The organism is Rhodococcus sp. NPDC059968 (genome assembly GCF_042738615.1).
Classification (GTDB): Bacteria; Actinomycetota; Actinomycetes; order Mycobacteriales; family Mycobacteriaceae; genus Rhodococcus_F.
In genome coordinates, this window is record NZ_JBHWUE010000087.1 from 18,005 (window position 1) to 41,188 (window position 23,184).

Here is a 23,184-nt window from a genome sequence, read left to right on the forward strand (position 1 = left end):
GACATGACCGGGACCCACTCCCTGAGCGCGCTGCTCGCGCCCCGCAACGTCGTCATCGTCGGTGCGTCGGAGCGCTCCGCCTGGTCCGCAGGGTCGTTCTCCAACTTCGCCCGGCTGGGGTTCGAGGGTCAGGTGTATCTCGTCAACCGGAAGGGTGGCAGCGTCCACGGACAGTCGGCACACAAGTCGTGCGCCGAGATCGGCGAGCAGGTCGACCTGGCCCTGCTGCTGGTGGCCGCCGAGGCCGTCCCGAACGCGCTGCTCGACATCGCCGCGGCCGGGATTCGCTTTGCTGTGGTGCTAGCTGCCGGCTTCGACGAGATTGGTGCCAACGGTCGTGCCTTGCAGCAGCAGATCACCGAGCTCGCTTTGGAGCTCGGGGTAACCTGCGTGGGACCGAACTGCCTGGGGTTCATCAACCTCGTCGACAAGGTGCCCGCTTGGTCCGGCCGGATGGCCGAGCTCACTACGGGCGGAATGGCGGTCGTGTCGCAGAGCGGCGCGACCGCGCACACTATCTCGGCCTTCGCAGCGCAGCAGAACATTGGCGTCAGCCACGTCGTCTCAACCGGCAACGAGTCGATGGTCGACACGACCACGATGGCGACCATCCTCATCGAGGATGAGCGGGTCCGCTCCGTGGCAATGTTCATCGAGTCGATCCGCGATGCCCGAAGCTTCCGGAGTCTGGCGCGTCGGGCGGCCGAGCTCGGCAAGCCGATCGTGGCGCTCAAGATCGGCTCGAGCGAGCTCGCCGCCGAGATCGCCCAGAGTCACACCGGTGCACTCGTCGGTGACGACCGTCTGGTCGATGCGGCGCTTCGGCAGTTCGGCGTCATCCGGGTCAGGTCTTTGGAGCAGCTGGTGATGACGGCCGGGCTGCTGTCACGTACCGGTCCGCTGGCCGCGGGTGACCTAGGAGTCGTCTCGATGTCCGGCGGCGCCTGCGACCTTGTTGCCGACCGGGCGGATGCATCGGGTGTCAGGCTTCCCGTCCTCGCGGATGTGACGAAGGCGCGGCTCGCCGAGCTGTTGCCGGAGTTCTGCACCCTGCGCAACCCGCTCGACTCGACGGGCGCGGCGTCGGCGAAGCCGGAGCTCTTTCGCGACTCGATCTTCGCACTCGCCGAGGATCCGTCGGTGGCGATCGTCGCTGCGATCCACGTTCATCCGACGGAGGAACGTGGCGAGGCGATCAAGGAGCGGCTGCGGATCGACGCGCCGGCGCTCGCCGGTTCGGCCACGCCGGTGATCCTGCTCGACCAGACGATCGCGACGATAGACCCCGGGACGGTGCGCAATCTCGAGGAGCTCGGCATCCCGCTCGCCATGACGGGTCTTGACCACGTCGTCGAGGCGGCGGGCCATGCGATCTGGTGGTCGCAATGGCTTCGCCAGGATCACAGGCCTATTGCGAGCGCGCCGGACCTGTCCGACCTCGCCGGGACCGGTGGGGTGTGGAGCGAGGCCGAGTCGCTGTCGCTCTTGGTCGAGCATGGCGTCCCGGCGGTTCCGTACGCCCATGTCAGGGGCGAAGAGGCTGCCGTCGAGGCGGCGGGTCGGCTCGGTTTGCCCCTGGTGGTGAAGCTCGTGTCGCCCGATATCGTCCACAAAAGCGACGTCGGTGGAGTCCTCCTCGGCGTGGATTCGCCCGAGGCCGTCCGGCAGGCGTACCGCCAGGTGCAGGCTGCGGTACTCGCGGTGCCGGGCGCGCAGTCCGAAGGTGCCCTGATCTCATCGATGCGATCCGGCGGCGTGGAGATGATCGTCGGGGTTGTGCGCGACCAGCAGTGGGGGCCCACTCTCGCGGTCGGCCTCGGGGGTGTCCTCGTGCACGTCATCGACGACAGTGCCCTGCGGACCCTTCCCGTGAGCGAGACCGACGTGCGTGAGATGCTGTCCGAGTTGCGGGGGAAGGCTCTGCTCGACGGTGTCCGCGGCTCCAAACCCGTCGACCGCGATGCGTTGGTGGCTGCGATCCTGAACGTCGCCAGCCTGGCCGAGCGGCTCGGCGACTCGCTCGAATCCATCGAGATCAACCCGTTCCGCGTGGAGGGCTCGACCGTCGAAGCCCTCGACGCATCGATCGTCTGGGCGCCTTAGCGTCAACATTGCGAGCCCATGCACCCGGCATCATGACCGAGCCACGCACCCAGAGGGATGTTCTGACACTGTCTGTCGATGCGAACCGGTGAGGCTGCGGAGTACTTGGGCATGTCGGTAGTTGGGGTGCGCAAGGCGGCAACGCAGGGCCGGTTGAATCAACATCGGCTCCTCGGCGACGCCGCCGCACGGTTGGCAAGGGGTACCGATCAGCATCTCGGGAGATCGCGGGTCTTCTCGCAACGCGAAAGTGCTCGCCGATCGTGAATTGTGCCCAGCATGACCGAGCCGGGATCGACTGCGCCACGGCTGTTCGCGTGCACCACCCGCGCATACATGGCGGTCGACGACGCGACCGGCGAGCCGATCGGGCGGGCGATCTGATTGCCGGCGCCGGTGGCGAGTTGGTGTCGCAGCTGTGGCAGAACGTATCTCAGGCGCACGCCACACCAGTGGCAGACATCCTGGACGAGATGCGGCAGCGGCTCGCGGCCTGGTTGCGCGAGGGCAAGTTGGGCGAGTAGTCGTCACCTCCACAAAAGTGAACTGGTTTCACTTCAAGGGATCAGGTGATTGACATCACACACAGGGCCATCTAGATTCAAACTGATTTCAGTTCATGACGGAGAAGAGTCATGACGTTCGTTCATTCGGCTGATCTCGTCGGCGGGGCAAGGTGGTTTCTCGAATCGGGCCACCTGGCATTGTGTCGGCTCTCTCGATCGTGTTGCTGCTACTCGAGTCACTCGCGGCATAAGAGTTCCTGCTGCGTGTGATCCTCGCTCCATCCCGAATACGCAGGTTCGCATTCGTCGAACCGATACCGGAAGGGCTTTCATGCCATGAGAAGTATGCCGATAAAGCTGATGGCCGTCGCAGTGGTCGCCGCTTTCGCCTCTGCCGCTTGCGGATCCGGCGGCTCCGGACCCACTGGGCCAGTGACCGGCAGTTGGGACGACGTCGTCGCCGCGGCCAAGGGCGAAGGCAGTGTGCTGCTGTACTCGAGCCAGAAGCCCGCCAATCTCGACGCTCTCAAAGTGGCATTCGAGCAGGAGTATCCCGAGATTTCCCTCGAATACGTTCGGGGGACCGATGCCGACATCAACCCGAAGGTCGAGGTCGAGAATCAGACGAAGCGCGGAACGGCTGACGTGCACATGCTTACCGACGCCGCGTGGATCGAGACTGCCGCCGAGTCGGGCACCTACTCGACCGACCTCGTCGGCCCGGCATTCGATGCACCGGAATACGACCCAAAGACCAGTATCATGTCCGACAGATTCTTCTTGACGAGTGCGGCGGTGTTCTCTCTCGGATGGAACACGACAGCACTTCCGAGCGGTCTGCAGAAGCCGGCAGATATGCTCGACCCGGCGTTGAAGGGCAAGATCGGAATCGTCAACCCGTCCGGTATCGCCTCCTATGTCGACCTCTACCGATTCTTCGAGAAGAACTTCGGCGCCGACTATCTCCAGAAGCTCGCAGAGCTGAAACCGCGAATCTACCCGAGTGCACTGGGGGTCGCTCAAGCATTGACCTCAGGGGAGATCGTCGCAACCCCTATGGTGCAACCCCTGGTGCGAGAAAAGGAATCGGGTGCACCAGTGGACTGGGCATTGCCCGCGCCCTCGTGGGGAACCCCGTGGTTCACGCACGCCCTCTCCGCGGCGCCGCACCCCAATGCGGCGCAGGTGCTGGCGAACTTCATGGTCACTCCCGCCGGCCAGAAGGCGTTGTCCCTCGGCTACGCGAGCGCCCTCCCCGACATCGAAGGAAGCGTCGCACGAGCCCAGGACATCGCGCTGCCCAACGCCTCCGATCTCACGCCCGAATCGCTCACGCAATACCAGTCGGAGTGGGAAAAGAAATTCATCCAGTAGGCCGCGTACCAAGCGGTTTCCATTCTTCCGCGCCCAACTCAATCGCGACATAGCCCTCTCCACACGGCGGGCGTTTCGCATATCAGATCCTGACGAGGGTGATGCGGTGCGCGGCGGCCGCCCGCAGGCTGTCGTCGAGGGACTCTCAAGTTGTCGATATAGCTGGCTTAATCTGTGGTGGCGAGCTATTCGCGGCGGACAGGCGTCCGTCGAAGGTGATCTCGAAGGTCTTCAACGCCGCCTTCCAATGGTTGGACCAGCGTATCCGGGTCTTCCTGGCGGGATCGAGACTCATGATCGCGAGGTAGACGCACTCGAGCGCCGATTGCTCGTCGGGAAGTGACGGCGGGCATCGGCGGCTCGGCGAATCTCGGGTTCAGACTCTCGACCCCGTTCGTCGTGGCGATCAGCGTTCGGATCTCGATGTCGAGCACCAAGAATGGTGTGAAGCTGTCGACTCCGACAGTGGATCGACTTGATTATGTCGCAGAGCGCTGCGGTGCGGCGGATTTGCGAAAGCGCGGTGCCTCTGATCGAGGGTGGCCTTGCGCGGTGTTGCGGTGCTGGATCTGCATCTGGTGGATTCGTTGTTCGCGGCGTCGTGTTGCGTCTGCTGGGTTGCGGAGCTGGTGGAAGGCGCGCATTCGGTCGATTGCGGTGAGTCGCCAGCGGAGGAGTGTCTTCTACGGGTCTGCGGACAATCGTGTGTCATCATGGCTCGGGGCTGACCGGAAGGTGGGCGATAGCTCTTCCGCTACTGTCCAACAATCGGCCCATGTGTTTGACCGTGTGCAGTACCACGGCTCGGTCGGAGATCGTCACACCGAACTCAGCGAGGCGGCCCGTGATGCGCGTCTCCAGGCGATGGACCTCTTCCAACGACTGCAGCCACACGTCGAGGACGAGATTGAAGGGACCGGCTGTCACCGAAGCCATACGTAGTCCTGGTATCGAGTTGAGGGACACCGATACTCGCTCGACTTGGTTTGCTGGTACGGAGCCGAAGTAGATTGCCGAGACGGGGTAGCCGATATCCGTTCGGGCGGCGCCGCACCGGAATTCGAGACGCCCTGCTCGTTCGAGCGCCTGAATACGGCGTTTGACGGTTGCTGCGCTTGTATCAAGTTCTTCAGCAAGGGTTTGGAACGAGGCTCGCCCGTCCCGTTCGAGAGCCGCGAACAACCCCCTGTCGATTGCGTGTGGTCGTATCGGGGTCGACGCACGGTCGAATCTCGTGGAAGGCAGTCGTCTACGCTGAGCCGCATCAAGAACGTTCAGGCTCCACGTGCTGCCGATGGCGAGCGCGTGAGTCACGAGATGCATTCGGATTGATCGACACTGGTCGAGTCCGGCGACACCACCTGCGAAATCTGCAAGCGCATCGAGCCCGTGTGCCACGACGAGTGCCAGGTAGTCACGTACGCCCGAGGTTCGACGAAGGCCGATGACGTCCGGATGGCCGGCGAGCGAGTGTTCGAGCTGGGGCGCTGCCAGGCCTCCGGTGTCGATCTCGACCCACGCCCGGACGACAGGCTCCTCCGGGGACGATCGAATGAATCCGCGCACCCACACGATTCCTGCCGACTCGAGTTCCTCCCATCGTCGCGCCACGGTCACCGGGGACATTCCCAGAACGTCGGCAACAAGGGTCCACGGCGCGCGTGGTGCGAGTTGCAGACACTCGACGAGCTTCAGATCAGGCTCGTTCATTCTGGATCAGTGCTCCTTTGGCGGATGTCTACATTTTGACCGCGACTTCTGGCGGAAAACATCAAGTTTACACAGTCTTGTTTCGATTTAACAATGATCGCCTTCAGTATTGCGCAAGGCTTCTTCAGGGCCTTCGAGATGGATACGGAAGAGATGGAGTGCGAGCATGCAGGCTGTAGACCTAGCTCGACGGGGAATAGGTGCGCGGGCAGCTTCTCGAAGGAAGCAAGCAATAGGTGCCGATGCAGACACTGATTCATGTGGTGAGCACGAGACGAGTATGAGGACCTCGTCGTCTATGACGAGCCGCCACGGCCGAACAATTGCGGCGCTCCATGCCACGCACGCCGGCCATCGCGCTGACGCCCGCAGGGAACTCTCGGGCGTCGTCAGCTGCCGTTGTGTCAATCGCCGAGCACGGGTCTGCCCAGCGAACCACTTCGGTGGGGCCTCGAGGAGCTTCCGAGATAGCCTGCGCGGCAATACCGAGCGGGCAGACGGGTTCGCTCAGTGATCCGCGGCACTATGCGGGAACCAAGGCACAGACCAGACTGCGTTCCCACCACACGTGAACGCGGAGCAAAGGGGCCACGAACATGAGTTCTATCCACGGTTCGGCTGGAGGGATCGGCACGATCTCTCCGCCGGCCAATCCACAGACGGCGGCGGCGAGAACCCCGCTTCGTGTTCCGTCGGTGCTGCTATTCCTTCTCGCGCGTGTTGCTCGCGGCTTCGTCGTGCTCTTCACACTGTCGATACTCGCTTTCGGCGTGGTCCATCTCATTCCCGGCGATCCTGCTGAGACCCTCGCAGGCCCGTACAGCGATGCGGAGACCCGGGCACAGATAACAAGAGATCTCGGTCTCGACGGCTCGCCGGTGTCGCAATACCTCCGGTGGGTCGGCAATGCGCTGCAAGGAGACTTCGGGACTTCGTACATCAACGGGCTACCTGTGAACGAGTTGATCATGTCGAGGATCCCGAACACATTGCAACTCGCTGTGGGAGCTACGTTGGTGTCGGTGATTTGGGGAGTCACGTTCGGCCTCGTTGCCGCGATGAAGAAGGGGCGCCCGTTCGACTGGTTCACTCGCGGAGCCACCTTTCTCGGCATGGCCACACCGGTATTTGCGTTCGGTGTCTCTCTCGTCCTACTGGCTTCTGTGGCAATACCCGCCTGGCCGACTCTTGGCTTCGTCCCGTTCGACGAGAACCCGTCGCAGAACCTGGCCAGTATGGTTCTTCCCTGCCTGGCGATCGGGTTGCCTCTCGGGTCGACGATTTGTCGGTACATGCGTACATCGATGCTGGAGGTATATGACCACGACTTCATGAGGACGGCACTCGCCACCGGAAGTACCCGATGGCAAGCGACGATTCGGCACGGGTTCAGGAATGCCTCGGCTCCGGTGGTCACCATCGCCGGCCTGCAGATCGCCGGAATCGTCGGCGAATCGATTCTCGTGGAGAACGTATTCGCCATTCCAGGGATCGGCCAATTGACCATCACTGCAATCAACAACAACGACTATGCGGTAACTCAGGCGTGCATCCTGCTGCTCGGTGTGGTGTATGTGGTGATGAACCTCGCGGTCGATCTCCTGTACCCATTGATCGATCCGAAGGTAGGGGCGTCCAAATGACCGCCGACAACCTGGGCGCGCGTGCATCCGTCGCCGACAAGAGCAGCAGAACGACAACTCTGGCAGCCATCAAGGCTGCGATAGTCTCCCGGCCCGGGCTTGCGGTCGGAGTCGTGATCCTGCTCGTGCTGCTTGCAATGTCAGCCCTCGTCGGCGTGCTGCGGCCCTTCTCGGCCACCGAGGTTGCCGGAATCCCCTTCACTGGACCGAATTCCGCAAACTGGCTCGGAACCGATGAGCTCGGGCGCGACTACTTCGTCCGAGTGTGTGTCGCAGCGCGCACCTCGTTGACCATCTCGGTATGTGCCGCTTTGCTCGCTCTCTTCATTGGTTCCGCGATCGGTCTGGCTGCGGGTCTCGAAGGCGGCAAGCTCGATTCCCTGCTCATGGGTGCCATCGACTTGCTGGTCTCGTTGCCGTCGATCATCGTGGCGCTCGGCGTTGTGGCGATCTTTTCGCCCACGATGACTACTCTCGTCTCAGTCCTCGCCATCGTATCCGTGCCGAACTTTGCGCGTGTCATACGGTCTCGCGGCCTGGAGTTACGGGAGCGTGAGTTCGTCCTGTCGGCTCGGGTATCGGGAATCTCGTCGTTCCGTATCGCTACCCGACACCTCCTGCCGAACGTACTCACAGTGATGATGGTCCAACTCTCGAACACAGCCGCGATCGTGATCCTCATGGAGTCAGGTCTGAGCTACCTGGGTCTGGGAGTCCAGCCGCCCACTCCCAGCTGGGGCAAGATGATCTCCGAATCTCAGAGTTACATGGTCGAGGCGCCGTGGCTTCCCTTGGTTCCCTTCATCGCGTTGCTGATCACGTCCTCTGCGTGGGGATTGATAGGAGAGGGCTTCGGATCGAAGCGCAAAGCAGCGAACTAGCCTCCCCGCCTTCATTCATGAACTTACTCAGCGCCTATGCGCGACGAAAGGCACTGCCGTGAAAGTATTCAATTCACATTCGAAGGCAACAGTTCTTGCGGCCACCGCTGTGTTGTCGCTCTTCCTCGCAGGCTGTTCGGGTGCGAGCACAACCAGAGCCGGTGCGGCCGCTGAGGCGGGGGATCCTGTACGCGGCAGTACTTTGATCGTGGGTGAGGACACGCAACCGGTCAGCGGCTTCGATCCGATGTTGGCGCAGGCACTTGACGCGAAACGCATTGTCTCCCAGTTCTACGAGGGATTGCTCTCGGTGAGTGCCGATTTCACTGAGGTGCAACCGGCGTTGGCCAGCGAATGGACACAACTCTCCGACACGAAATACAGCTTCACCCTCCGCGCCGGCGCCAAGTTCCACGACGGTTCACTCGTCGAACCGTCCGACGTAGTATTCAGTCTGAATCGGATCGCCGACCCGGCCCAGAACTCCCCGTACAAGCGTCTATACGATCTCAAGTCCGTCACTGCCACCGGCCCCGACACTGTCGAGATCGAGACGAACGCGCCGCAGGCATCGTTGTTGACCCTTCTTGGCCAACCGTGGAGCGGTGGGATCGTCAGCGAGGCCTGGATTACGAGCCACACTGCAGACCAGATCAAGACGACCGAGAACGGAACCGGCCCCTTCTCCTTGGCTGAGTTCCAAGAAGGCGCCGTGATCAAGACGGTGCGATTCGAAGACTACTGGGACGAACAGAAGCCCTACCTGGACGGCGTCGACTATCGACTCATCTCCGCTGAAGCCACCCGCGTACAGGCCCTCAGTTCGGGTTCGGTCGACATGATCGAGGTCCGTGCATCCACCAACGCAGACACACTGAAGGCAAAGGGCATCAACGTCGGCCCGCCATTCAGCATCGGTACTGCGTGGTACGCAATGAACACGCTCTCCGGACCATTGTCCGATATCAAGGTTCGACGGGCTTTGAGCATGGGAATCGACCGAGATCAGCTGATTCAGGTTGCGACGCTTGGCGAAGGCGTTCTCAGCTACACCGTTCCGCCGGCAGACCCATACGGCACCGAGGCATCCGAGGATTCGCCCTACTACAAGCATGATCCGGACGCAGCGAAGTCCTTGCTGGCCGAGGCCGGCCAGCAGAGTCTAGCTCTGTCGATGCTCGTGCGGTCAGACAATCCGAAGGCTGTCTCAACAGCCGAACTGATGAAGCAGCAGCTCAGTGAGATCGGGGTGAATCTCGAGATCCGGACCGTGCCGTTCAACCAAGTGGTCAACGCGGTAACGGGCGGAGAGTGGAACGCTGACATCGTCACATTGAACGCATCGCTCAATGCCGATCCAAGCCAGTATCTCGACCTGTGGTTCGCGCAGGGAGCCCCCGGCACCAAGGTCGACGATCCCACGCTGTGGAAGATGATGGACGAAGCGGACCGGATCACCACAGGCAACGCCGACCGCAGCGCCAAGTACGCGGAGATCGGCAACTACATCGCCGAGAACGCCTACCAACTCGTTCCCTACGCCTCACCGGTCGTGTACGACACCTGGGCGAGGAAGGTGCACGGATTCGAAGCCGACCTCTCAGCCACCCGTCTCCTGCTGAAGAATGCGTGGATCAGCCGATGAACACAATTGCGACGATGACCCTGAACGATTGCGATGACTCGCGACAACCCATCGTGGACATCCGAGGCCTCACCATTGCCTACGGCGATGCCGTTCCGAGCGTCAAAGGCGTGGACCTCGTCGTCCACCCCGGTGAGATCGTCGGATTGATCGGCGAGAGTGGAAGCGGGAAGAGTTCCGTCGCGATGGCGTGTCTCGGGCTCCTCGACGGATCGGCCACTGTTGCAGGCAACCACTTCTCGGTGTGCGGGACGGACATGCTCGAAGCCGAAACATCGGATCTCGTGAAACTTCGCGGCAGCCGCGCCGCCATGGTATTTCAAGACGCAATGGGCGCACTCGATCCGTGTATGAGGGTCGGTGCTCAAGTCGCCGAGGTGGTGAAGCGCCACCGCAGCCTACCCAAGAGCAAATGCCGCACTGCTGTGATCGACCTACTGGAACGGGTTGGAATACCTAACCCCGAGATCCGCGCCAGACAATACCCACACCAGCTCTCCGGCGGACTTCGCCAACGCGCAGCCGTTGCACTGGCACTCGCCGGCGAACCGGACCTGCTGCTAGCCGACGAGCCCACAACTGCTCTCGACGTCACGGTGCAGGCCGGGATATTGGACCTCTTCCGCTCCATTCGCGACGAGTTCGGCGTCGCAATCCTGCTGATCTCCCACGACATCGGCGTTATCGCGCAGACTTCTGACCGGGTCGCGGTGATGCTCGACGGGAAGATCATCGAACAGGGCGACGTCGAGGACGTGTTGCTGGAGCCTCAGACAACCTACACACAGACGTTGTTGAGGGCAGTTCCCACCATCGAACGAAGTGAACGTTCCGCCCCCTCCGCAAGTAGACCGCGGAATGCCGGTGACGCGACGGTTTTCTCGGTGCACGACCTTGGTCGTAGATATCGGACGAGCAGTGGGTTCGTCGACGCGTTGAAGGGCATAACATTGGATGTCCATCGCGGCGAAGTTCTGGGGATCGTTGGCGAGTCGGGCTCGGGAAAGAGCACGCTTGCCAAGATTCTCATCCAATTGGAGAAGGCAACCAGTGGATCGGTCGCCTTCGAGGATGTCGACTACGGTGGAATGCGCAGTGGCCGACTCCGGGAATTCCGCAACGCTGTCCAGATGGTCTTTCAGCATCCATCGGGATCACTCAACCCGCGATTGAAGATCAAGAACTCCATCCGTGAGCCATTGACTGTTTCCAACAAGGGGCACCGACACGCCGAGCGCGTGCGCACCGTGCTCGAAGAAGTCGGACTACCCGCAGACAGTGGGGATCGATTCCCGCATCAGTTCTCCGGCGGACAGAAGCAGCGGATCGCGATCGCTCGTGCGATCGCAGCGTCACCCGAAGTGGTGCTGTTGGACGAACCGACGTCGGCGCTCGATGTGACCGTTCAGGCGCAGGTGCTCGAACTGCTCGCTCGGATTCAGCGTGATCGCGGCCTGACATACATTCTGATCTCGCACAATCTGGCCGTCGTACGCGCAATCAGTGATCGTGTGATCGTGATGAAATCCGGCGAGATCGTCGAAAGCGGAACGCCCGAGGAAGTGTTCGATGCACCGTCGCATCCCTACACGCAGGCGCTGGTTGCGGCGATACCGTCGGTCGACCCTCGTGAACGGCAACGTCTGTCGAGCCAGGCCAAGTCGGCATGACATCGATCTGCCCGCACGGTCGCGCGCCGCGGATCTCACGAAAGGAAGCATCATAGACACGCAATGGCTCGACGCCACGACGCAGGCGGAGCTGGTACGCACTGGGGAGGTCGCGCCACGCGAGCTCGTGCAGGATGCGATCGAGAGAATCGATCGTCTCGACCCGGTTCTCAACGCAGTGAACCACAGACGGTTCGGGGCAGCGCTGGCGGAATCGGAGACGGTCGACGCTTCGGCTCCGTTCGCAGGAGTACCCACTCTGATCAAGGGCTTGACAGCAATGGAAGGCGACCCCAATGACCGGGGAACGCTGGTGCTCAAAGATTTCGGGTCGACTGCCAAGTCCGACGCGGTCATTGCCCGTCGATTCCGGGAAGCGGGTTTCATCGTTGTCGGTCGATCTGCAGCGCCGGAACTCGGCATCGTATCTACGACGGAGAGCAAGGCACACGGAATTACCAGAAATCCGTGGCGACTCGATCTCACATCAGGTGGGTCCTCTGGAGGAGCAGCGACAGCCGTCGCTGCGGGAATGGTGCCAGCAGCACACGGCGGCGACGGGGGCGGTTCGATCCGCATGCCCGCGGCCTTCTGCCATCTCGTCGGGCTCAAGCCTAGCCGGGGCCTGATCAGCACCGGACCTGCGACGGCAGATCGATGGGGCCACAGTGTGCCCGGCGTCCTCACCCGAACCGTCCGCGACACAGCGGGGATCGTCGACGCGGTGTCGGGCGGCGAGCCTGGCGACCAGGGACGGCCAGCCCTCATTGAGGGTGGCCTGCTCGGGGCGCTGAAGCGAGCGCCGACGCGGCTCAGAATCGGATTCGTCACATGCCCAGCCGGGCTCTCGGCGCCGGTGGATGCTGAGGTGAGTGATGCGGTTCTCGATGCCGCACGACTACTCGAGAGCTTGGGACACACCGTCGACAGTTCCTATCCCGACACGATGTTCGACCCTCGGAACATCCGTGCCTTCTTCGACTCACTCAGCGTCACGGTGGCTCAATCGATCGACGCGATCGAGGTGGAGGTCGGCCGCGCGCTCGCATTCGACGAACTCGACGTGATCTCGCGTCATTGGGAGCGCCGAGGGCGGGAGATGTCGGGTGTGGATCTCGCCGATTCGCTGAACTGGCTGGGCGGGTTACGTTCCCGCATGGGGAATTGGTGGGCGTCGGGATTCGACCTGCTTCTCAGTCCGGTCTTCGCTACGACGCCGCCGAAGCTGAGCTGGCCGTGGTCCGAACCCGGCGGGGTCGAGAAGACCATCGACGTTCTGACCTTCACCGCTCCGATCAACTCGACGGGCCAGCCGGCGATCTCCGTCCCCTATGGGTTCACGTCCGCAGGTGAACCGTTGGCCGTGCAGTTGGTTGCCGCCTTCGGTCGTGACGATCTCTTGATATCCACTGCGGCACAAATTGAATCGGCGAGGCCCTGGGTACACATGACCCCCGCCGTTGCAGACAGGGCGAACTTCGATGCAGAAGGTGCAGGCGCGTAATGGGCACAATGAACGATCAGGGTGTCGACGTCGGGCTGCGATTGGAGACCGAACGCGCTATTCGCGACAGTGTCGAGCACTATGCCGCGGGTCTCCTGGACGTCAGTCACAGGATTCACCGCCAACCGGAACTGCGCTTCGAGGAACGCTTCGCGTCTGCTCTTCTAACGGAGACGTTGCAGAAGGAGGGGTTTCGAGTCGAGATCGGAGTCGCGGATCTTCCGACTGCATTCATCGCGGATTTCGGATCCGAAGCCGACGGGCCGACCGTTGCGTTCGTCCTCGAGTACGACGCACTCGAGACGATCGGACACGGATGCGGCCACAATGTCATTGCGTCGATGGGCCTGGGTGCTGCACTCGGTACGAAGCGTTGGATGGAGCAAGAGGACCGACATTTCGGGCGGATCCTCGTCGTCGGAAGCCCAGGTGAAGAGGGTGGGGGTGGGAAGAACCATCTCATCGCCGCAGGACTTCTCGATGGCATCGATGCAGCACTGATGATGCATCCATCCGGTGAGAATCTCTCTGTAATGCGGACATTGGGTAGGGTCGCTGTCGACTTCGAGTTCAGCGGGCGGGCCGCCCACGCCGCAGTGAGTCCTCATCTGGGGATCAATGCGCTCGATGCTGCCGTGCTCACACTCAACGCGATAGGCCTTTTACGGCAGCAGTTGTCGACCGATAGTCGGGTTCATGCGGTTATTCTCGATGGCGGCGAGGCACCGAACATCATTCCCGAACGCAGTCTCGTTCGGGCGTACATTCGGGCGGAAGACACCCGCACGCTGGTGGATGAGTTGCAGCCCAAGGTAGAGAATTGCGCGCGTGGTGCTGCACTCGCCACCGGAGCAACGGTCAGTATCACAAATCAGTCGCCCACCTATGCAGCGCTCGCGCCGAATGCAACTCTCGGGGCCCTGATCGAGAAGAACTTCGAGCGGGTCGGCCGCATCACAGAACCGGCCCGTGCCGAGGTTTTTCCAGGGTCCACGGACATGGGCAATGTGAGTCAGATCGTTCCGGCGATTCATCCCAACATCGAGTTCGTACCCGGACTCGGAATGCATACCCGAGAAGCTGCGGCCCTCGCGGCCGGCAAACCCGGTGACGAGGCCGTTCTCGATGGCGCGCTGATCATGGCAATGACCGCGGCCCAACTGTTCACCACACCCGAGTTGATGGATCAGGTGCGCGAGTCGTTCACCGAGGGCGTCCGGATTGCGCTGTGAGTGCGATGGCGCGGTCGGCGACAGGGTGGATAGGGCCATGATGTTCCGGGTCGAGGGACTGCTCGATGACGGCACAGTTGAAGCGATCGTCGCGGCGTGCGTCGCCGGCCTCCACACCGGTGGGTGATCGGGGTGGAGGTGGCGGTGTCGTTTCGCGTTTGATTGGCGATCCCGGAAGTTTGCCCCGACGTGCTGGACGGCCTGTCATGTGGACGCAATGAAGCTCGGCGACCCGGCGGAGGTGACGGCGTGCTCTCCTTCGTCGAAGGGCAACTGGTCGATACGGCGGGTGGAGGGTAGTGCACCTTGAAATCAGGCGATCGCGGCGCAGAATCCGTCGAGGTTATCGTTCATCATGATGTGACCGGCGTCGGCGACGACTCTGATGTCGCATCCCATTGTGGAGAGTTCGGCGGTGTCCAGTCGAGACGTCGACCCGGTGACGAACACGGGTATGTGAAACGCAGCGAGCTGAGCCCGAAATGTCGGCTCACGATTGCCGATCAGCGAGACCGCTGTGCGGTGCCGACCGGCGGGGGACCATCGCGCCACAGTGCGCGCGAAGTCTGCTGAGTTGGTTTGTCCCTCAACATCCTCCGTCTGCAGTGAGGCGATCAGGGCGGCGTGTCCATGCGCTATGAATTGGCCTTCGTCCCATGATGCGATTTTTGCCGATAGTGCCCCCATTCCGGGGTCGAGGTTTCCTTCGCAGACCATCAGGTGTCCGGTCAGGTCCGGCCGTGACGTGGACAGTGCGATGGCAATGGAGCCGCCCAAGCTGTGGCCGACAAGGCTTACCAATTCGAGTCCGATGGAATCGAGGACCGACGCGACGGATGCGGCATGGTCCTCGACGGAGTAGGTGAAGTCGTCGGGATGGTCACTCCAGCCGCTACCGAAAAGGTCGACCGTTATCGACCGCCCCTGGGTTGCGGGATGAGCGACAACGGACGCAAACGCAACGCTGCTGGCTGATCCGAGACCGCCGAGGTAGACAGTGGTCGTTGCGTTTGCACGATGGCGATCTCCGGAATCGAAGAAGGCGAGACTGCCGGAGATGCCCGAGGGCGAATGGACGTGCATGTTTGTCTTTCGGGTGTCAGGAGACCACATGGGTATTGCGGACCAAGAAGAGCAGACAGAAGGCCAAGACTGCCGCTCCTGTCATCACCGATGAAACGGCAAGACTGTCGGTGCCCAGGACTCCGACGAGCGGCGCGGCAGCTGCGGCTGCTGCGAACTGAGTGAATCCCAACAACGCAGATGCACCGCCGGCAGCCTCTCCGTGACGCGACAGGGCCAGGGCAGGAACGTTGGGCGTTACCAGGCCGATCGACCCGAGAACAATCAGCAGGGGTATCTCGAATCCCCCCAGGCCTCCGGCGTTCGTGGCGGCCATGAGGACAAACGCCGCACCTGCGAGAACAGCCGCGAGGAGTGACCACCGAGTGACCTGCAGCGGCGACCAACGTACGAGCAACAGGACGTTCAACTGTGACGCCACGGTGATTACGACAGCACCGGCGGCGAAGAGTAAACCATAAGCGCCGACGCTCAATCCGAACTGGTCCTGAATAACGAACGACGATCCAGCGATATAGCCCCACTGGGCAATTCGGACGACCCCGCCGATGAGCACGAACAGGGAGAATGGGCGGTCCCGGGCAAGCATCGCGTACGTGCACAGTATGCCTCGCACTCCTGGCGACCTCCGCGATTGTGGGGGAAGGGTCTCGGGCATTGCCCGCACGGCGATCGACAACGCGGCGACTCCGAGTACTGCGAGGAACAGGAATACGCCGCGCCAGGGCATGAAGCTGAGCAGTAGGCCGCCGACCGAGGGGGCGATGATCGGAGCAACTCCGATGACAAGAATGACGCGGGAGAGCATCACAGCGGCAGAGTGGCCGACGTACAAGTCTCTGACGACGGCCATAGCCACGACACCGGCAGCAGCGGCGCCGAACCCCTGCAACACCCGCAGTGCCGACAGCATCGGTATCGATGTTGCGAAGAAGCACAACACAGAAGCGGAGACATGTATTGCGGTGCCCGCGATGATGGGACGGCGTCTGCCGTAGATGTCGGAACAGGGTCCGATGACCACCTGGCCCAAAGCGAGTCCCGCCAGTGTGCCGGTCAACGTCAGCTGCACCATGGTCGCGGACGCGCCGAATTCGGAGGTGATCGTCGGAAGAGCTGGAATATAAAGCGAAACCGTCAGCGGCCCCAGTGCCGTCAGCGCACCGAGTATTATGACCAGGGATACCGTGCGCAAGCCGGTGGTATTCCCGTTGGTCAATGGTCGATCTACCCTGTGTGGCGACTGTGCCTCGGTCAAATGCCGACCCTGACGCCTTCGGTGAACGATTCCTTGATCCGGGCAGTCAGGTCGGGGGAAAGGAATACTCGGACAGCTGTCATCGCAAGGACGAATGCACCGTCGAGAACCGCACTATCTCCGTGGGGGCCGCGGGCGGCGGTGGCAGCCTCACGTGTGTGCATTCCCAATCCGGGCACCAATTCGATGCATGGGTGAATGGACGGGATGATCTGACTGACGTTGCCCATATCCGTCGAACCTGGGAATGCGTCCGGTCGTGTCGGACTCGTGGTGCGCCCGACGATGGCAAAGCCGTCTTCGACGAGTTGAGCCAGAACCGGATTGGGAGCCATTGCCGCATACGTTGGCGATTGCTTCGAGATACTGAGTGTGGCACCTGTCGCCAACGCCGCACCCCGTGCGCAGTTTTCGATTCTGGGCTGTAGCTCGTCGATAAGGTAGCGAGAATCCGGAGCGCGGACATACACACGGACGGAACTGTGCTCGGGGATGATGTTGGGGACCTCGCCACCGTCGGTCATGATTGCGTGGACACGAACGTCGGAGGGCAATTGCTGTCGGAGCAGCCCGATCGCGTTCAGCGTGAGGACCGACGCGTCGAGTGCGTTGACCCCCTTCTCCGGGCTGACAGCCGCGTGTGCCGCGCGCCCCGAGAAGTCGAAATCCAGCGCTATTCTTCCCAGTGTGGCCATCGCCGACAGATTTTCTCCCTCGGGATGCATCATCATTGCTATGTCGATGTCGTCGAGTCGACCACTGTCGATGAGGTGGTTCTTTCCTCCGCCACCTTCTTCTCCAGGGCTTCCGATAACCAACAGCCTGCCGACGTTCAGCTTGCTGGACTCCATCCAACGCTTGACGCTCAGCGCAGCGCCGAGTCCGATCGAGGCAATGACGTTGTGTCCGCATCCGTGCCCGATGGTCTCCAACGCATCGTATTCGAGAAAGATTGCCACGGTTGGTCCGTTCTCGGCGGATCCGTAGCTTGCCACGAAGGCGGTACGAAGACCGGCGATCCCGGCTTCGGTGTCGAAGCCCTCGCGCCTCAGGATGTCGCCGAGCAATCCTGATGCGAAGTGCTCCGCGAACCGAAGTTCCGGTTGAGCGTGAATACGATGACTGACCGCGAGAAGGTCATCGCTTCGCTCCCGCACATCGGTGCGCAAGAACTCGATGATCTCCTTCGGCAATGCGGAACCGGGAGAGCTTTCGCGACTATTCAACAGTTACCTTCCTTCCACCGTGCACCAGACTCGATAACTCTCCACGCCGGCGGCGGCTCGAGGCAACGATTGCGGTCCGGTCACTGGGATCCGGCGCTAACGATTGCTGTAGATCGAACCCGCGGAGCGGAGCGGGTCATCACGACGGATGGGCGAGTAGCTCACGATGGGTGACGGATCTCCGGCCGCGTAACGCATTGGCCTCTCCGCCTTCGGCAGCTCGCAGGCGAAGGAGAGCAGAGATGGGCATCGCCACGGGGAATCGGAGCGAAGGTTCGGTCTGGACCCCGGGTCACGATCCTCCTTGCGGGTATTGATCAGGGTACGAGAACGGCGCGGCCGGTCAGCTTCCCCTCCTGCATCAGTTGCAGACCAGAGGCGATGTCGTCGAGTGCAAACTCTTGAATCGCAAGCGTCAGTTCACCGGCAGCGAGACGGCGGATCATCTCCGGCGCAAGCTCGGCTTGACGGGCGGTCTTCCGCATCATATTGAGGGGCAGCAGCTGTACGTCGCTGAGGAGCCAGTTGGGTAGATCCAGAGTCAGTGTTCTGCCGAGGGTATATCCGATGAGCACGGCCCGGCCGCCGGGCGTGACTCTCTGCAGTAGTTGCGGTAGAACGTCGCCGCCCAGTGTATCGATGAGCACCTCGGCGACCGGTTCGGTGCCGAGGGCAGCTGCCACATCGTCACCGCGGCCGACAACCGGACGGACCCCGTCCGGAAGCAAAGCAGTCTGGTCTGCTCGCGGGACGACTCCGATCACTTCGGCGGCACGGGCGAGGAGCGCGAACTGCGCCGCCATCGATCCCACTGCGCCGGAAGCGCCGGACACGATGACTCGTTCACCCTGTACGACCCCGGCGATGTCGTGGACGGCGACGTAGCCGGTGGCGGTCGGCAGGGAGAAGGTGGCTGCCACCGCCGGCGATAAATTGGGATCGTACGGAGTGAGTGCCTTGTCGGATGTGACGAGGTACTCCGCCCAGCATCCGTTTCTGAACAGTCCGACCCCGTCGCCGCGAACCAACACACGGGTACCGGGAGCGATAGTGTCCGAATCGACAACGGTGGCCGAACCGTGGGTTCCGCCGGTGTGTGGTAGCTGCGGTCTTATATCGAAAGTTCCGCTGGCGATGGTGATGTCGAGGTGTCCCAGGGCAGCAGCGTCGATCTTGATCAGAGACTGCCCCGGTTCTCTGCTGGGAATGTCGATCTCGTCGATCACAGGTGATTGCCCGAACTGGTGCAGTCGTGCGGCGCGCATTTTGAACTCCTCGAGTAGTGGCTGGCGGGGGTGGTCAGGAAGGTGTTGTCAGGACACAATCGTGCGAACGGTGCGAACTCGGATGCCGGCGGAGGTTCCGTCGTCTGGCCGCACCCAGGTTCGAAGGTTGCCATGGGGCGCAGTGGACCGACCGGACGACTGGCCTGGCTGATCATTCGAGCCTAGGTAGCCGTCACGGCCACCCTGACGTTTGGGGTCTGTTGACCGGACCGTGGTAGACAGGTCGGTCCTGCCGGAAAATCATGTGCGGTCCGGTCAGCAAAACCTAGGGCGGTCGACTCAGTGGACCAAAGGTATGGACGACGAAACCCCACTGCGACATCTTCGATTCCACGGGAGGGCCCATGGAATGGTTTGAGCACCTACACGGAAGTCGGGCGAGTTGACATGGCTATTACGTTGAATTCCACCGTCGCATGACCGGGATCGAGGTAGGGATTCGTCTCCCACCGTGCGTATCGGCGCAAGAAGTGGCCCGAGCGGCCGGCGAGGCTGAGCAACTGGGTTTCGATCAGGTCTGGATTCCGGACTCGCAACTACTGTGGAGAGATCCGTTTGCTGTTCTCACTGCTTGTGCGATCGCGACGTCGAGTATCCAGTTGGGTACCGCGGTGACCAACGTGGTGACAAGGCATCCCAGTGTCATTGCGTCTGCTACACGCACGGTCACGGAACTGGCACCGGGTCGCTTCACCCTCGGAATCGGCACCGGTAACAGCTCTGTACAACCGATCGGAATGCGACCGAGTAGGCAATCCGAACTGGCAACCGCCATTTCCGCACTTCGCACGCTTCTCGACGGTGAGGAACACGAATTCAATGGTGTCCGAGGGCGTTTACGTGACCCTGGGCCCGAGGTGCCACTGTTCATGGCAGCCAGTGGCCCCAAGAATCTTCGACTCGCCGGCGAGCTGGCCGACGGCGCTATCCTGCTGAGCGGCGTCTCTCCCGCAACACTCTCCAGAAGTTGTGCGTTGGTGAATGCCGGAGTGCTCGCTGCGGGGCGGCGACCGGACTCTGTGTCCATCACAGTGTCTGCGCACTGCCACGTCACCGATGACCTGGGTCGTGATGCCCGGATACTGAAACCGATATGTGCGGGCATTGCACAGCACGGAGGTGCGAGCGCGCTTGCACTCGCTGGAATCGACGTTGTCGTGCCGTCCAGAATCGATGGGATCTATCCGGATGTGATTCATGCCGAAGATTGGGACCTGGCTGTCGAGCGGTGCTCGGAATGGATCAGCGACGATGACGCGGTCAAGTTCGCGCAGACTTTCTGCCTGTTCGGTACCCCGACCGAGATCGCCGCGGGCATCGAGCGGGCACGGCGCGCGGGTGCTTCCAAGATACTGTTGCAGCATGTCGGTTCGTACGATCTGCCGTACGAGTTGATGAACTCGTACGCTGATCTGGTCATGCCGCTGATCTAGATCGATCTTCCTGATGGTGCACGCGAGATGTGCACCATCAGGCGAGACGGTGGAGTCCTACGGAGAACTTCGTGAACTACTGGGCAGCAAGGGAGTCCAAGAACCGGAGCACTTCCTTTGCGAACTGGTCTGGCTTGTGATCGACGGACGGTACGCCGGTACCGGGCAGTATACTTTGGCGAGAATCGCGAAGGTGCGCGACCAAGCGGGGCACGTCGGGCAGTGAGAATGTGTCCAGTTCGCCGCAAAGGATCAACGTCGGGGCGTAGACGCTCTCAATCCTGTCTTCCATGCGATAGTTGTTGACTGCTTGATGGCCTTCCTCGACTCGCGCCCCGACCTTGAGCGCGTCGACGAGGAGGCGATCGAGCAAGTCCGGACGATCGAGTGGGTAGAAGGGGGCGCGTTTCTGCCGCAACTGCTTCAGATGCGACCCATCCGTCGACAGCGGTACCCCGTCGATCGTCGGACCGAGCGCGACCTTGCGGCGTCGCTCGGCATCGACATAGGGGACGCCGGACAGCACCAGGCTCCGGACGCGTTGTGGATTTGATGCGGCAACTTCAATGCCAACGACGCCTCCTGTGTGATGACCCACGATGTCGAATTGTTGGATATTCAGGCTGTCGGCCAAGGCGAGGACGCCGGCCGCGAACAGCTCGATGGTCCAGGGCTCGTCCGGTGAATCGGAGGCGCCGAAGCCCAGTGTGTCCATTGCGATAACGTGATGGTTGTCGCTGACCAGGGGGATCACGTCTCGGTACTCGTCGCTCGACCGTGGCGTTTGATGCAGCAGGAACAGCGGGTCACCCGTGCCTGAGGCTATGTAGTGAATCTGACCGTGTGGGGTGTCCGCATAGTGCTTCCGCAAGGGAGTGAGCTCCTTCGATGTCGACGCGAGTGCATGGTGCGCGTCTGCCTATTGCATCCAGGTGCGAATGCGGGAATATTCGTCAAATAGACTGAGATACAATCATATTCAGTGTAGTCGTACTGCCGCGCCCGGGCCTAGAGGTAGATTCAGGAAGTAGAAGATGGCCAGAACAAGTGTCCAGGCGACGATGAACGGAATCACGAAGAGGCTCGTACGAGAAATCAGTGTCCCGAATCGCGTTTTCGGCTCGTACTTCTGCATCATTGCCAGTATGAGGAAGAGGTAGACGTTCATCGGTGTTACCAGCGCAGTGGTCGAGTCTCCGATTCTGAATGCCGCCAAAGTGACTGCGGGTGAGAGTCCGAGCAGCATGAACGTGGGAATAAACACCGGGGCTACTAAAGACCACATCGCTGATCCGGAGAGAATGAACAGATTCAGGATGCAGATCAACAGAATGAAGAGGGTGATCCCGGCGAATCCGTCGAGTCCCATTGCTTCCAGGGCCGTCGCCAGCTTTACGGAGAGCAGGATGCCCACGTTGGACCAAGTAAACGTTGCGATCATCTGGGCGACGAAGAACATCAGCACGATGTAGCCGCTCATCGCTTTCAGCGACTCACCCATGGCATTCGGCACGTCTTCCGTACGAGTGAAGGATCCAACCAGGAATCCGTAGACGATCGCGGGTATCAGGAAGACCACGAACAGCATTGGCGGAATGCTGGAGAGAAACGGTGAAGCAATGAGAGCGCCGTTCGCGCCGCGCAGTGGGCTTCCCGGTACCAGCCACGTGGCCAGAGCAGCGACGACGAGGATGGAACCGACGGCTGCGGCGATGACGAGTGCCTGTATCTCCCGGCCGGTGAGGGGGCTTTCGGCCTCGTGATCGATATACCCTTCAGGTCTCGGCAGTCGAGGCTCGAGTACTCGCACGATGATGAATCCGCCGACCATCGCAAGAATCAAGGATGAGGTGGCCGTGAAGAAGTAGTTGATGAGGATGTGAGTTGCCACGGTGTCGTACCCAGGGAGTATCGCGGCCGCCTTGACAGTGATTCCGGCATACAGCGCATCGAGGGTTCCGACAGTGAATCCGGATGCATACCCCGCAGACACACAGGCGAAAGACCCGATGAGCCCGGCGACCGGGTTGCGGCCCGCGTTACGAAAAACTGCCGCAGCCAATGGCGGAACGACCAGGAACACGACATCCCCCATGAAATGACCCTGGAGCGACACGAAGGCTACGGCGTAGGGTATGACGGACCGCGGTGCTCGTCCGATCGTGCTCTGGACCGTCGCTCGAAGTAATCCGCTTCGCTCGGCGGTGCCGACTGCCATCACCATCAGAAGTACGGTGCCGAGCGGTGGAAATCCAGTGAAGTTCGTGACGGCATTGGTCAGTAACCATCGCAGGCCCTCACCGGTGAACAACCCGTGTACGAGGACGACCTCATCGCTTCCGGGAATGGTGACCGATGCACCGCCGAGCGCGAGTGCGGTCGAGCCCACCCCGACGAGCACGAGCAATCCGGCGAAGAGTAGAACCGGGTGAGGAAGTTTGTTCCCGGCCCGTTCGACGACTCGTAGAAGGCGACCTTGACGTGGCTCCGCGCCCTCGGGTTTCATGGCGGTCATTGATGTGAGCATGAACCGGCCTAGCCCCAATACCGTTTACTTAGAATCACACGGCTGTTATTCTCGAGCCCGTGCCACGTGTGGGATGGGTGAAGCCGAGCAGTGATCAGCGGTT

The 23,184-nt window shown here is 61.6% G+C and carries 16 protein-coding genes; 9 read left to right on the forward strand and 7 right to left on the reverse strand.

Features of this window, described 5'->3' with window-relative positions:
- Positions 1-3: 3 nt before the first annotated feature.
- Positions 4-2,103, forward strand: coding sequence for an acetate--CoA ligase family protein (locus ACFWAY_RS41515; protein WP_378514612.1), 2,100 nt, complete (start codon positions 4-6; stop codon positions 2,101-2,103).
- Positions 2,104-2,945: 842 nt separating this feature from the next.
- A complete protein-coding gene (locus ACFWAY_RS41520) occupies positions 2,946-3,983 on the forward strand; it encodes an ABC transporter substrate-binding protein (protein WP_378456519.1) in 1,038 nt (345 codons plus the stop codon).
- Between the two features lie 711 nt (positions 3,984-4,694).
- Here the strand turns inward: ACFWAY_RS41520 and ACFWAY_RS41525 are convergent.
- Positions 4,695-5,693 (reverse strand): Lrp/AsnC family transcriptional regulator, encoded by a 999-nt coding sequence (locus ACFWAY_RS41525; protein ID WP_378456520.1) that lies wholly within the window; start codon positions 5,691-5,693, stop codon positions 4,695-4,697.
- Between the two features lie 596 nt (positions 5,694-6,289).
- Between ACFWAY_RS41525 and ACFWAY_RS41530 the strand changes: the two genes are divergently transcribed.
- The 6 genes from ACFWAY_RS41530 to ACFWAY_RS41555 all read left to right on the forward strand — a co-directional run bounded on the left by ACFWAY_RS41530 (position 6,290) and on the right by ACFWAY_RS41555 (position 14,268).
- Positions 6,290-7,336, forward strand: coding sequence for an ABC transporter permease (locus ACFWAY_RS41530; protein ID WP_378514613.1), 1,047 nt, complete (start codon positions 6,290-6,292; stop codon positions 7,334-7,336).
- Complete coding sequence (locus tag ACFWAY_RS41535; RefSeq protein ID WP_378514614.1) at positions 7,333-8,217, forward strand: ABC transporter permease; 885 nt, start codon at positions 7,333-7,335, stop codon at positions 8,215-8,217. The genes ACFWAY_RS41530 and ACFWAY_RS41535 overlap by 4 nt, the downstream gene beginning before the upstream one ends.
- 208 nt (positions 8,218-8,425) lie before the next feature.
- The gene (locus ACFWAY_RS41540) at positions 8,426-9,862 is read left to right on the forward strand and encodes an ABC transporter substrate-binding protein (protein WP_378514615.1); all 1,437 of its coding nucleotides are present in this window, start codon (positions 8,426-8,428) and stop codon (positions 9,860-9,862) included.
- Positions 9,863-9,876: 14 nt separating this feature from the next.
- A complete protein-coding gene (locus ACFWAY_RS41545) occupies positions 9,877-11,532 on the forward strand; it encodes a dipeptide ABC transporter ATP-binding protein (protein WP_378514616.1) in 1,656 nt (551 codons plus the stop codon).
- Entirely contained in the window at positions 11,432-13,036 is a 1,605-nt protein-coding gene (locus tag ACFWAY_RS41550) for an amidase (protein ID WP_378514617.1), read from the forward strand. Before ACFWAY_RS41545 ends, ACFWAY_RS41550 begins: the two co-directional genes overlap by 101 nt.
- Entirely contained in the window at positions 13,036-14,268 is a 1,233-nt protein-coding gene (locus ACFWAY_RS41555; protein ID WP_378514618.1) for a M20 family metallopeptidase, read from the forward strand. Before ACFWAY_RS41550 ends, ACFWAY_RS41555 begins: the two co-directional genes overlap by 1 nt.
- Before the next feature lie 312 nt (positions 14,269-14,580).
- Here ACFWAY_RS41555 and ACFWAY_RS41560 read toward each other — a convergent pair whose 3' ends face one another.
- From ACFWAY_RS41560 to ACFWAY_RS41575, 4 genes are all read right to left on the reverse strand, one after another.
- Positions 14,581-15,351, reverse strand: a complete 771-nt coding sequence (locus ACFWAY_RS41560) for an alpha/beta fold hydrolase (RefSeq protein WP_378514619.1) — start codon at positions 15,349-15,351, stop codon at positions 14,581-14,583.
- A 16-nt stretch (positions 15,352-15,367) separates the two neighbouring features.
- Positions 15,368-16,546 carry a multidrug effflux MFS transporter gene (locus tag ACFWAY_RS41565; RefSeq protein ID WP_378514620.1) on the reverse strand — a complete coding sequence of 393 codons (1,179 nt, stop codon included), beginning with the start codon at positions 16,544-16,546 and terminating at the stop codon, positions 15,368-15,370.
- Positions 16,547-16,605: 59 nt separating this feature from the next.
- On the reverse strand, positions 16,606-17,835 hold the full coding sequence (locus ACFWAY_RS41570; protein ID WP_378514621.1) for a M20 family metallopeptidase: 1,230 nt from the start codon (positions 17,833-17,835) through the stop codon (positions 16,606-16,608).
- 317 nt (positions 17,836-18,152) lie between these two features.
- Complete coding sequence (locus ACFWAY_RS41575) at positions 18,153-19,100, reverse strand: zinc-binding alcohol dehydrogenase family protein (RefSeq protein WP_378514622.1); 948 nt, start codon at positions 19,098-19,100, stop codon at positions 18,153-18,155.
- Positions 19,101-19,537: 437 nt separating this feature from the next.
- Here ACFWAY_RS41575 and ACFWAY_RS41580 point away from each other — a divergent pair, with 437 nt between their 5' ends.
- Positions 19,538-20,554 (forward strand): LLM class flavin-dependent oxidoreductase, encoded by a 1,017-nt coding sequence (locus tag ACFWAY_RS41580; RefSeq protein ID WP_378514623.1) that lies wholly within the window; start codon positions 19,538-19,540, stop codon positions 20,552-20,554.
- Between the two features lie 76 nt (positions 20,555-20,630).
- Here the strand turns inward: ACFWAY_RS41580 and ACFWAY_RS41585 are convergent, their stop codons facing one another.
- Both ACFWAY_RS41585 and ACFWAY_RS41590 read right to left on the reverse strand, forming a co-directional pair.
- Positions 20,631-21,425, reverse strand: a complete 795-nt coding sequence (locus ACFWAY_RS41585) for an alpha/beta fold hydrolase (RefSeq protein ID WP_378514624.1) — start codon at positions 21,423-21,425, stop codon at positions 20,631-20,633.
- A gap of 108 nt (positions 21,426-21,533) precedes the next feature.
- On the reverse strand, positions 21,534-23,081 hold the full coding sequence (locus ACFWAY_RS41590) for an AbgT family transporter (protein ID WP_378514625.1): 1,548 nt from the start codon (positions 23,079-23,081) through the stop codon (positions 21,534-21,536).
- Between the last annotated feature and the right edge of the window lie 103 nt (positions 23,082-23,184).